Below are 12,282 nucleotides of genomic sequence, written 5' to 3' on the forward strand. Positions count from 1 at the left end.
TGGCCCCAATGGCCAGGTCCGGAAGATGATATTTCATTTGTTCAGGCCGGGCGGCCGCGCAGCAGGAAATGCGACAGCGCCGGGATCAGCACCACCGCGCCGGCCATGTTCCAGATGAACATGAAGGCCAGCAGCAGGCCCATGTCACCCTGGAACTTGATCGGGGACAGGGCCCAGGTGGCCACCGCGACGGCAAGTGTCACACCCACCAGCACCACCACCTTGCCCGTGAAGTCCAGCGCCCGTCGGTAGGCTTTTTCCAGCGGCAGGCCGGCGCGCTGCTGCGCGAGCTGTACCGACAGCAGGTACAGAGCGTAGTCCACGCCGATGCCCACGCCCAGCGCGATGACAGGAAGCGTCGCCACCTTGACGCCTATGCCCAGCGCCACCATCAGCGCCTCGCACAGCAGCGAGGTCAGCACCAGCGGCACCACCGCCACGACGACGGCCCGCCAGCTGCGGAAGGTGATGAAGCACAGGACGATGACCGCCGCGTAGACCAGCAGCAGCATCTGCAGCCAGGCCTTGCGCACCACGACGTTGGTGGCGGCCTCGATGCCGGCGCTGCCGGCGGCCAGCAGGAACTGGCGCTCCGGCGTGCTGTGCGTGTCGGCGAAGGCCTGGGCCACGGCCACCACCCGGTCCAGCGTCTCCGCACGGTGGTCGGACAGGTAGGCGATCACCGGCATCACCGAGCAGTCGTTGTTGAACAGCTCCGGGTTGTTGACGCTGGCCTGCTGCGCGCCGTAGTTGAGCACGTCCTGGTTGCGGGCGATGGTCAGCCATTTGGGGCTGCCCTCGTTGCTGCCGGCGGTGATCTGGCGCACCGCGTTGGTCAGCGCCACCGTCGTCTGCACGCCGGGCACCTGCTGCAGGGCCCAGGCCAGGCGATCGGCTTCCACCAGGGTCTCGTACTGCAGGCAGCCCTCCTTGCCGGTCTTGATGATCACGGCGAAGGTATCGCTCGACAGGCTGTAGTGGCCGGTGATGTAGGCGTTGTCGCGGTTGTAGCGCGAGTCGGCGCGCAGTTCGGGCGCGCCGGCGTCGAGGTCGCCGATCTTGAGCTGCGTGCTGGCGGCCCAGGCCAGCACGGTCAGCACCAGGGTCGCGGCCACGGTGATTCTGGCGCGCTTCGGTTCGGCCAGGCGGACCAGCCAGTCGAAGGCGCGGTCCAGCGCGCTGGACCCGGCGGGGCGCGGCGCTGCACCGACGGCCAGATAGGACAGCAGCACCGGCAACAGGATCAGGTTGGTGACCACCAGGGCGGCAACGCCCATGCTGGCGGCCAGGGCCAGCTCGCGGATCACCGGGATGTCGATCACCATCAGCACCGCAAAGCCCACCACGTCGGCCACCAGCGCGGTCAGGCCTGCCAGGAACAGCCTGCGGAAGGTCAGGCGGGCCGCCACCAGGCGCGACGCGCCATCGGCGATGTCCTGCATGATGCCGTTCATCTTCTGGGCGCCGTGGCTGACGCCGATGGCGAACACCAGGAAGGGCACCAGGATGGAATAGGGGTCCAGCTGCAGGCCCAGCATGGCCACCATCCCCAGTTGCCAAACCACGGCGACCAGCGAGCACATGACGACCAGTGCCGTGGTGCGCAGGCTGCGTGTGTACAGGTAGAGGATGGCGCTGACCACCAGGGCCGCCAGCGCGAAGTACAGGGCGACAGCCACCAGGCCGTCGATCAGGTCGCCCACCAGCTTGGCGAAACCGACGGCACGGATGCGCACCGGGGCCTGCTCGCCCTGCGCCTCGTAGCGCTCGCGCAGGCCATCAATCGCCCTGGACAGGACGCGGTAGTCCACACGTTGCGCGCCAGCGGCGTCCGCAGCCAGCAAGGGCACAACGATCATGCTGGAGCGCGAATCCGTGCCCACCAGGCTGCCCATCAGGCCGGCCCGCGCGATGTTGACGCGCAACTGCTCGGTGGTGGCGGCGCTGCCATTGAAGTTGTCCGGCATCACCGGGCCGCCGCGGAAGCCCTCTTCCGTGACCTCGGTCCAGCGCACGCCCGGCGCCCACAAGGACTTGAGCCAGGCGCGGTCCACGCCTGGCGCCAGGAACAGCTCGTCGTGGATCTTGCGCAGCGCCTCCAGGTAGCGGGCGTCATAGATGTCGCCGCGCGGGTTCTCCACCACGACGCGCAGCGAATCGCCCAGGCCGCGCAGTTCGGCGCGCTGCTGCAGGTAGTTCTGGATGAAGGGATGGTCGCGTGGAACCATCTTGTCAAAGCTGGCATTGAGTCCCAGCCGCCAGGCGGCCGTGGCCGCCAGCACCAGCGTGAGGATGGCGCACAGCAGCAGGACGGCACGGCGCTGGCCGAAGACGAGCCGCTCCAGGCGAGAGCCGGCGCCGGGGTCGAACGCTGTGTTGACCGCCGTCGGCGCGACCAGGGAGGGGGCATGCATGGACAACTCCGGCGAAAAAACGGCCTGCCTCAGGGCAGGGCCTGGGTCTGCACGCCGCGCGGCCCGGCCACCAGCAACTGGCCCGGCGCGGCCAGCAGGATGCCGGCGGCGGGAACGGGCCGCGCCAGCGGCAGGACCTGGAAACTGGCGCCGTCGTCGCGGCTGGCCAGGAGCTGGCCGGACTGGCTCGCCAGCAGGATGCGTCCGCCCGGATCGACCGTGGATGCGGTGATGCTGGCCGCAACGCCTGTGGTCACGGCCCGCCAGGTCTCGCCACCATCGGTGCTGCGCAGCACGGTGCCGCGCAGGCCATGGACGATGAGCGCGCGGCCATTGCCGGCAATGCCGAACAGAGTTCCCTGGTAAGGCTGGGGCACGGCCTGAAACTGGCCACTGGCGCGGTCGAGCCTGAGCAGCAGGCCCTGCTCGCCGACCATGAACACATCGGAGCCGATGCCGCGCACCGCATACAGGTGCAAGCCCTTGGGATTGGCGATGCTGTCCTTGAGGCTGGTCCAGCGGGCGCCGCCGTCCTCGGTGCGCAGGGCAAGCCCGAAGGCCCCCACGGCGTAACCGACGCGTTCGTCCTGGAACCAGACGTCCAGCAGCGGCACGTCGGCGGCGTCGGGGCGACCGTCGCGCTGGCGTGCCCAGTTATCTCCCCCGTCCGCGCTGTGCAGGATCACGCCGTCGTGGCCGACGGCCCAGCCTTTGCGCGGCGTGGGGAAATGCAGGGCCACCAGGTCGGAGCTCACCGGCACCTTGGCCTGTTGCCAGCTGCGGCCGCCGTCTCCGGAGGTCAGGATGTGGCCGCGTTGGCCCACCGCAACGGTGCGCGCTCCGGCTGCGGCCAGGGCCAGCAGCGGCGCCCGATCGGCCAGGCGGGTGGCCTGGGCCGGCGTGTCCAGAACGTCGCGCACGGCAGCCGCCCCGCCCGGGCCGGCCAGGGCGGCACCAGCGACAAGCAGCAATCCGATGTGCGAGACCTTCATGGCACCGTCTTCAGCGGATGCCGGCGCCGGCCAGCGCGTCGGGCGTCCACTCGCGGTCCGGCAGGGCCTGCACGTGGCGCAGGCCGCCGGTTTCGGCGATGAAGCCGGTCAGCGAGTAGGTGCCAGTGACCAGGTCGTAGTGGCCGAACATGTCGGTGTACGGCGCTGGCAGGTCGTAGCTCGGAGCCATGTAGGCAAAGCCTGTGCGGTACAGCTGGCCGCGGGCGTCATAGCCGTCGGAGGCCAGCGCCGACCAGGAATCCTCGTCCAGGTAGAAGGTGCGGCGCGAATACACGTGGCGCTTGCCTTCCTTGAGCTTGGCCTCGACCACCCAGACGCGGTGCAGTTCCCAGCGCACCAGGTCCGGGTTGAGGTGGTTGGGCTTGAGCAGCTCGTCCTGCTTGGCCTGGTAGACCGCCGCATAGGCGTTGTAGGGCACCAGGATTTCTTTCTTGCCAACCAGCTTGAAGTCGAACCGGTCCATCGAGCCATTGAAGATGAAGGTGTCGTCGAAGGTGGTGGTGCCGGCCGTGCCCGGGTTGGGCGTGTCGTGCGAAAGGTCGGGCGCCACGCGCACCCGGCGCTGGCCCGGCAGGTAGCTCCACGCGCGGCGGTCCTTGCTGCCGATGTCGAGCGGGTCGATCAGCATCAGGGCTTCGCCGGCGCGGCGCGCGGGGCCGGTGTACTGCAGCTTCATGCGCCAGAAGGTGTCGGTGTCGGCCTTGGCGGCATCCCAGAACGGGAACTCCTGCGTGCTCTGGCCTTCCACCGACAGCGTTGTGCGGCCGGCAGTGTCCACGCTCAGGTTGCGGTACTTGGCCTGGTAGGCGACGCCGTTGAAGCGCAGCAGGTGGTTCCACATGGCTTCGTTGCCGGTCTTGGGGATGGGAAACGGAAAGCCCGCATGCGCGCCCTCGATGGAGCGGCCGTCATTGAGCGTCTTGGCGCGGACTGCATTCCTGGCGGTGTTGTCGGCGACGAACTTGGGGTAGGCCACGCTGCGCTGGGTGGGATAGACATCGAGGCGGAAGCTCGGGTATTTCTGCAGCAGGGCCTTGGCGCCCTCGGTCAGGTTGCCCGCGTGCTGCGCCATGTTCTTCGCATCGACCACCAGCCGCGGCTTTTCGGTAGCGAACGGGTTCGGGCGGATGCCGTCGCCGGCCTTGAAGCCGGCGGGCGCGGTGGTGAGGCCACCGGCATAGGCCGGGATGGTGCCGTCCTTGCTGGCGGCCTTCTCGGCGCCCACGGCGGTCAGGGTCGTGCCCAGGGCCTTGGCCTCATCGGCCGTGACGGCCGCGGACGCGAACCACGGGAGGGCGGCGGCGATGGCGGCCGCCAGGAGCTTGGTTTGTGCCTTCATGTGCTGGTCTTTCAGAAGGTGGTCTTGAACGTGAGGCTGACGAAGCCGCGGTCTTTGAGGAAGGTCGTCAGGCCATTGGTGGAGGTGACGGCCGTGCCGTTGTCCTTGTAGCGGCCGACGAAGTCGATGTACTTCAGGTCGAAACGGTATTTCTGGAACACGTCCGCGCCGATGCCGACACCGTAATTGCCCAGGCCCTCGTTGCCACCGAAGACCGTGGCGGCATTGCCGCTCAGGCCCACCGAGTAGGACAAGGGCATCGACAGGTCCACACCCGGGAACACCTGGTACCAGATCGGGTTGAAGGCGACGCTGACACCGACATAGTTCTTGGTCGCGCAGCCGTCCCACTTGTCCTTGCCCACGCAGGGCGCGTAACCCACGGCATTGAACAGGTTGGCGCCGCTGCGCACGTTGTTCCAGTGCGACCACTGCAGTTCGGCTGCGTAGGTGGCGGCATCGAACACGGCGCTGCGCGACAGCGCGCCGGCGGCATTGACCAGCGCGTGCATGGTGTCACCGCGCGGCCCCTTGGTCTCGCCCTGCGCCGGCAGGCCGGGAGCAACGCCCAGCACCTGGCTGTTCAGGGGGCCGTTGCGGCGGTAGGACACTTCCGCGCCGACGCTGATGCCGGCGAGGTTTTTGGACAGGCTCAGGCCGAACATGTCGATCTCATCGGCGTAGACCAGGGTGTAGCCGCTGGTGTTGGCCGGTCCGGCGCGCGTGATCAGCGTCTGCGGCAGCTTGTCGGCGAAGCGGCGGTAGTGGAAGCCCAGCGTGCCGTCCAGCCAGACCGGGCTCCAGCGTGCCGCCACGCCAAATTCGCCGTGCTGGGACGGCTCGGCGGCCGGCGTGCGGTAGCCAAAACCCAGGCCAGGCGAGAGGAACTGGCGGTCGGGCCCGTTGAACACGAAGTCGACCGGGCCGAGGTAGGTTCCACCTTCAGGGTAACGGGCGGACTCCCACTCCAGCATGTACTGGCCCGACAGCGACAGCGTGTCGCTCAGCTGCGCCTGCGCGGACAGCTGGTTCAGCGGCCGGAACAGCTCCTTGGCCTCCGTCCCTGGCGTGGCAAAGCCTTTTTGCAGGTCCAGCGGATTCTGGGCATAGGCGATGCTGTGCATGTGGCCGCCCAGAAACAGCGACTCGCCCCAGTACAGGGTGTGGCGGCCGGCCTTGGCCTGCACCGGCACAGCGCCAATATCGGCGGAACCGAACACGAACGCATCCATCACTTCGCCGGACGCCCCACGGTACAGGCGCTTGACCAGCGGGCTGTACTGGTGATTGACGTAGCTGGGGATGCCCGACAGCGGCAGGTTGGGATTGCCGCGGCTTTCCGCGCCGTAGGCATCGTCGAACCAGCCGGCGCCGCTCAGGCGCATGCCGTAGCGCTTCTTGTAGACGACGTCCAGCTCAGACAGCAGGTCCAGCCGCTTGGCCACGGCATCATGGCGGTCGAAGCTGTAGTCGCCTTCGTCCGCCAGCGCGGAGTTGCCGATCTTGCTGTCGCGGTTTTCCACGCGCACGCCGTAATTGACACGGACCGTGTTGTCCCAGCGGACCGCCAGGTCCGGGTTGCCGGTCTCGAGTTCGAAGGCCGCGGCAGAACCGGCGGCCAGCAAGCCGACGGCTGCGGCGATGGCCCGCAGGCGCGCCGCAGGAATGGGCTGGGTAGGCGATGCGTTCACTGGATTTCCTCGTGTTCGTTGGAAGAACCAGCCATGCTGGGGACGCAGGCCGTGTTCGTGGTGAATTCTGGAAACCAGGGGGGTGTGCCAGCCCCCTCTTGGCGGGTGGGTAAGGGTCAACCCGAGGCCGGTCGACCCCGCTCGGACGGGCGGCCGTTTCAGCGCTGCTACAATCGTGGGCTCAGGAGCGGTGGATGAGTGGTTTAAGTCGCACGCCTGGAAAGCGTGTGAGGGTTAATAGCCCTCCGCGGGTTCGAATCCCGCCTGCTCCGCCACAAAAAAACCACGAAAAAGCCCCGCAATGCGGGGCTTTTTCGTTGCTGCAGTACCTTCAGGCGACCTTGGCCTTGCGCACGTCCTGCGGGTTGGCAAGCATGGACAGCAGCAGGTTGACGTCCGCCGGCTTGACCATGTGGAAGTCAAAGCCCGCCTCGGCCGAGCGGTTGCGGCTCTCGGCCTCGCCATAGCCCGTCAAGGCAATCAGCAAGGCGTCGCGCGATGCCGGCTGCTTGCGCAGGCGATGCGCCACCTCGAAGCCGTTCATGCCCGGCAGGCCGATGTCCAGCAGCACGACCTCGGGATGGAACTCTTCCGCGATCCGCAGCGCCGCCATGCCTTCGCTGGCGATGCGCACCTCGAATCCCTCCATTTCCAGCAGCGTCATCAGCGTCTCGGCGGAGGCCGCCAGATCGTCAACCACCAGGATGCGCGATGACGCGGTGGCGCGTGGCGGGACCGCGGCCGGTGCGGGCGCCACGCGGCCCTGTTCCGGCACGGCAGGTTGCGCAGGAAGGCACACCACCACCTCGGTGCCGCGGCCCACGCCGTCGCTGCGGGCCTCGACGCGACCGCCGTGCAGTTCCACCAGATGCTTGACCAGGGTCAGGCCGATGCCCAGCCCGCCCTGCGAGCGGTCCAGCGACTGGTCGGCCTGGGCGAAGAGATCGAAGATGTGGGGCATGAACTCCGGTGCGATGCCCGCCCCCTGGTCCTTCACCGACAGCCGCACTTCGCCGTCGGCATAGCCGGCGCTCAGGTGGATGGTGGCGCCGCCGGGAGAAAACTTGGCGGCGTTGTTGATCAGGTTGGACACCACCTGGGCCAGCCGCATGCCATCGCCATCGATCACGATGGGCTCGTCGGGCAAGCTCACTTCCAGCTGCTGGCCATGGGCGGCAATGCGGGGCCCGCTGGCCTCGATCGAGCGCTCCATCAGGCTGGCCAGGGTCAGCTTCTCGCGCTTGACGGTCACCTTGCCCTGGACGATGCGCGAGACATCCAGCAGGTCATCGATCAGGCGCGACATATGGTCGGCCTGGCGGCTGATCACATCGCGTGCCCAGGTCATCTTCTGCGGATCGACGTGGCTGCCTTGCATGATGTGGACCGCGTTGCGGATCGGCGCCAGCGGGTTGCGCAGTTCGTGCGCCAGCATGGCCAGGAACTCGTTCTTGCGGCGGTCCGCTTCCTGCACGGCGGCATAGAGCCTGGCGTTCTCCAGGGCGATCGACGCGCGGCCAGCCACCTCGCGCGCCAGGGCGATGCGCGCGGTGTCGAAATCAGCGCGCGGCCCCAACAACAGCAAGGCGCCCCGGATGCTGGCACCGGCCAGCAGCGGGCAGATGGCGGCGGCCTGGCCGCCCTCCTCCCACAGGGAAAACTGCTTGTGCGCCAGCGCGCCGTGCAGCGCGGCCTCCAGGCCCGGTGGCAAGAGGGGGGGCTGGGCCTGGCCTACCGGGTGCGCTCGCAATGTGCTGACCGCGCCATCGTCGCCCACCTGGGCCAGGATGGCCCGCTGGCCCAGCATGGGCACAGCCACGTCCAGCAGCGCATCGATGGTCTGCTGGGTGTCCAGCGAACGCGACAACAGCTGGCTGGCTTGCGCCAAATAGTCGGCCCGGTGGATCGCATCCTCGGCGGCGGCCCGCGCGGCTTCCGAGCGCGCCAGCTGCTCACGCTCTTCCACCCGCAGCTGCAGTTGCCGGTTCATGCGGAACAGCTCGACAAACACCCTTACCTTGGAGCGCAGCACCTCAGGCACCACAGGCGATGGGATGTAGTCCACCGCGCCCAGCGCATAGCCACGTTGGGCCTGCAACTCATCGACGTAGGCGGTGATGAAGACAATCGGCGTCTGCGCCGACTTCTTGTACTGGCGGATCAGGCTGGCGGTCTCCAGGCCGTCGATGTCGGGCATGTTGACATCCAGCAGGATGACCGCGAACTCCATCTCCAGGATGCAGCGCAAGGCCTCCTTGCCTGAGCGGGCGCTGACGACGTTCTGGTCCAGTTCGTCCAGGATGGTGCGAAAGACGACGTGCTTTTCCTGCAGGTCGTCCACCACCAGGATGTTGACCTTGTCTTGCGTGCCCGGTCCTGTGGCCGGGCGGCCGTTGGCGGAAGTAATTGTCACTGGTGCAACCATGCGCGCAAAACAGCGAGCAGGTCCTGTGTGTTGACGGGTTTGGACAGGTAGTCCCAGGCGCCCGCTTCGATGCATTTTTCGCGGTCGCCCTTCATGGCCTTGGCGGTGACCGCAATCATAGGCAGGTTGCGGCCCGCCGGCAGCTTTCGGATTTCCTTCATCGTTGCCATGCCATCCATCTCCGGCATCATGATGTCCATCAGAACGACCTGGATCTGCGGGTCGTTGGCCACCCGGTTGATGGCCTCACGGCCGTTGTCGGCCCAGACGATGTCCATCGCGTGTTCCTCCAGCACCGTGGCCAGGGCGAAGATGTTGCGCATGTCGTCGTCGACGATGAGCACCCGCTTGCCAGCCAGCGGCTTGGTGCCGCTGATGGCGTCGTCCAGCATGGCGCGTCTGGCCTCGGGCAGGCGCGCCAGGTTGTGGTGCAGGGCCAGCAGCGCCATGTCGAACAGCTTGGCCGGTGTGTGGATGTCGTGGACCGTGATCTCGTCGTCTGAATGCCAGGCGAAACGGCCGACTCCCTCGGCACCCGCATCGCGGTAGACCAGCAGCGGCAAGGGGCCCAGCCCGGCCTGCGCGGCCAGGGCGCGCCGCGTGGCGCTGCTGTCGAGCCGGGCGAAGCTGTCGTCCAGCACCACGCAGTCGAAGCGGTTCTCTTCCAGGGCTTCCAGGAACTTGTCCGCGCTCTTGACCACCACCGCATTGACCTGGTCGTCCTCGATGCCGGCCAGTAAATCGCGCCGCACGGCGGTGTCCTTCAGGGCGACCAGGACGTTGCGCTGCTGGCGCGTGATGTACGAGCGCAGCCGGTCCAGCATGGCATCGAGCACTTCCTTGGACTGGATCGGCTTTTCGACAAAGGCCACGGCGCCGCCCTTGAAAGCGCGCGCCCTGGAGTCGTCGGTGGAAATCACGCACACCGGGATGTGGCGGGCGCCGAAGTCCTGCTTGAGGCGGTCCAGCACGCGCCAGCCGTCCATGTCGGGCAGGTACATGTCCAGCGTGACCGCCGCCAGTTGGAACTGGCTGGCCAGGGTCAGCGCGCCCGCCCCCATCGAGGTGACCAGTCCGCGGAAGCCCTTGGCGCGGGCAGCATCGAGCAGGAACCTGGCGAAGGCCAGGTCGTTCTCGACGATCAGCAGGACCAGATCGCCCTGGTGGATGTTGTCGCGGTCGTCATCGGCTTCGTTGATCGGCGCGGCATCCACGGCGTCGTCGCGCGGTGCCAGCGGTTCTGGCTGGGGCGCGGGCAGGCGCTGCGTCTGTGGCGGCGGCAACTCGACGCGGGCCTCGCCGAAGGACGGGGCGCGGCGCACGCCGCGGGTCGCGGGGTAGTGCATCGGCAGGTACAGCGTGAAGGTGCTGCCCTGGCCGGGGGCGCTGGCCAGCCGGATCTCACCACCCAGCAGCTTGGACAGCTCACGGCTGATGGCCAGGCCCAGGCCGGTGCCGCCGTACTTGCGGCTGGTCGAGCCGTCGGCCTGCTGGAAGGCTTCGAAAATGATCTGCTGTTTGTCGCCCGAGATGCCGATGCCGGTGTCCGAGACCGAGAAGGCGATCACCTGCTGGGCCCGGTTCAATTCCTCGTTGTCGCGGCTCCAGCCGCCGACAACCTCGTCCAGCGACAGCGTCACCTGGCCCTGGTGGGTGAACTTGAAGGCGTTGGACAGCAGGTTCTTCAGGATCTGCTGCAGCCGCTTGATGTCGGTGACCACGGAGACCGCCGGCTGCACGCCCGAATGGATCAGGAAGTCCACGTTCTTGGCCTCAGCCACATGGCGGAAGGTGCGCTCCACATACAGCTGCAGGTCGGACAGGCGCAGCTCGCTCACATCCACCGCCACGGTGCCGGACTCGATCTTGGACAGGTCCAGGATGTCGTTGATCAGCATCAGCAGGTCGTTGCCCGAGGAGTGGATGGTCTTGGCGAATTCCACCTGCTTGTTGCTGAGGTTGCCGTCCGGGTTCTTGGACAGCTGGTCGGACAGGATCAGCAGCGAGTTCAGCGGGGTGCGCAGCTCGTGCGACATGTTGGCCAGGAATTCCGACTTGTACTTGGAGGTCAGGGCCAGCTGCTTGGCCTTTTCTTCCAGCGCCTGGCGGGCCTGCTCCACCTCCTGGTTCTTGCGCTCCACCTCGTGGTTCTGGTGGGCCAGCAGGCGGGCTTTCTCCTGCAGTTCCTCATTGGTCTGCTGCAGCTCCTGCTGGCGGCTTTGCAACTCCTGCGCCAGCGACTGCGACTGGGTCAGCAGGTCTTCCGTGCGCATGTTGGCCTCGATCGTGTTGATCACGATGCCGATGGACTCGGTCAACTGGTCCAGGAAGGCCTGGTGGGTGGGGTTGAAGCGCTCCACCGAGGCCAGTTCCACCACGCCGCGGACCTGCCCTTCAAAGATGATGGGCAAGACCAGCACGTTCAGCGGCGCCACCTCGGCCAGACCCGAGGAGATGCGCAGGCTGTCCGGGATGGCCGAGGTCAGCAGGATTTTCTTCTTGTCGTAGGCGCACTGGCCGACCAGGCCCTGGCCCAATTCCAGCTCCTTGCCGTAGGAACCGTGGCCGTCCGAGGCATAGCTGGCCATCAGGCGCAGCTTGGGCTGCTCATGGGTGTAGCGCAGCACATAGAACTCGGCCTGCTGCGCGCCGACCACGGGTGCCAGCTCCGACAGGATCAGGTGGCCGACCGCCACCAGGTCCTTCTGGCCTTGCAGCATGCGGGAGAACTTCGCCAGGTTGGTCTTGAGCCAGTCCTGCTCGGTGTTGACCTGGGTTGTGTCTTTGAGGTTGCGGATCATCTCGTTGATGGTGTCCTTCAGGGCCGCCACTTCGCCCAGGGCTTCCACCGTGATGGAGCGGGTCAGGTCGCCCTGCGTCACGGCCGTCGCCACCTCGGCGATGGCGCGCACCTGGGTCGTGAGATTGGCCGCCAGCTGGTTCACGTTTTCCGTCAAACCTTTCCAGGTGCCCGAGGCGCCCGGCACCTTGGCCTGGCCGCCCAGCTTGCCCTCCACGCCCACTTCGCGTGCCACCGTCGTCACCTGGTCGGCAAAAGTTGCCAGCGTGTCGGTCATGCCGTTGATCGTGTCCGCCAGGGCAGCGATTTCACCCTTGGCCTCCACCGTCAGCTTGCGTTCCAGATCGCCGTTGGCCACCGCGGTCACCACGCCGGCAATACCGCGTACCTGCGAGGTCAGGTTGCCGGCCATGAAGTTCACGTTGTCGGTCAGGTCCTTCCAGGTGCCGGCCACGCCTTGCACGTCGGCCTGGCCACCCAGCTTGCCTTCGGTGCCCACTTCACGGGCCACCCGCGTCACTTCCGAAGCGAAGGAACGCAGCTGGTCCACCATGGTGTTGATGGTGTTCTTGAGCTCCAGGATTTCGCCCTTGACGTCCA

The 12,282-nt window shown here is 67.2% G+C and carries 6 protein-coding genes and 1 tRNA gene; 1 reads left to right on the plus strand and 6 read right to left on the minus strand.

Features of this window, described 5'->3' with window-relative positions:
• Window positions 1–41: 41 nt before the first annotated feature.
• The 4 genes from Q0632_RS07300 to Q0632_RS07315 are packed head-to-tail and all read right to left on the minus strand — an operon-like array spanning window position 42 to window position 6,457.
• The gene (locus Q0632_RS07300) at window positions 42–2,414 is read right to left on the minus strand and encodes an MMPL family transporter (protein WP_298926487.1); all 2,373 of its coding nucleotides are present in this window, start codon (window positions 2,412–2,414) and stop codon (window positions 42–44) included.
• A 29-nt stretch (window positions 2,415–2,443) separates the two neighbouring features.
• Window positions 2,444–3,406 carry a YCF48-related protein gene (locus Q0632_RS07305; RefSeq protein ID WP_298926489.1) on the minus strand — a complete coding sequence of 321 codons (963 nt, stop codon included), beginning with the start codon at window positions 3,404–3,406 and terminating at the stop codon, window positions 2,444–2,446.
• Window positions 3,407–3,416: 10 nt separating this feature from the next.
• Window positions 3,417–4,766: a DUF1329 domain-containing protein gene (locus Q0632_RS07310; protein ID WP_298926491.1), complete on the minus strand. Its 1,350-nt coding sequence runs from the start codon at window positions 4,764–4,766 to the stop codon at window positions 3,417–3,419.
• A gap of 11 nt (window positions 4,767–4,777) precedes the next feature.
• Complete coding sequence (locus tag Q0632_RS07315) at window positions 4,778–6,457, minus strand: DUF1302 domain-containing protein (protein WP_298926494.1); 1,680 nt, start codon at window positions 6,455–6,457, stop codon at window positions 4,778–4,780.
• Between the two features lie 184 nt (window positions 6,458–6,641).
• Here Q0632_RS07315 and Q0632_RS07320 point away from each other — a divergent pair.
• Window positions 6,642–6,732 (plus strand) — tRNA-Ser (locus tag Q0632_RS07320).
• Between the two features lie 56 nt (window positions 6,733–6,788).
• On the opposite strand, the gene Q0632_RS07325 is transcribed toward Q0632_RS07320, so the two are convergent.
• Window positions 6,789–8,870 carry a response regulator gene (locus Q0632_RS07325; protein WP_298926497.1) on the minus strand — a complete coding sequence of 694 codons (2,082 nt, stop codon included), beginning with the start codon at window positions 8,868–8,870 and terminating at the stop codon, window positions 6,789–6,791.
• Window positions 8,867–12,282, minus strand: a 3,416-nt coding sequence (locus Q0632_RS07330) for a response regulator (RefSeq protein WP_298926500.1), incomplete at its 5' end; no start/stop codon positions are given. The genes Q0632_RS07325 and Q0632_RS07330, both read right to left, overlap by 4 nt.

The organism is uncultured Ramlibacter sp. (assembly GCF_936925435.1).
Classification (GTDB): domain Bacteria; phylum Pseudomonadota; class Gammaproteobacteria; order Burkholderiales; family Burkholderiaceae_C; genus Ramlibacter.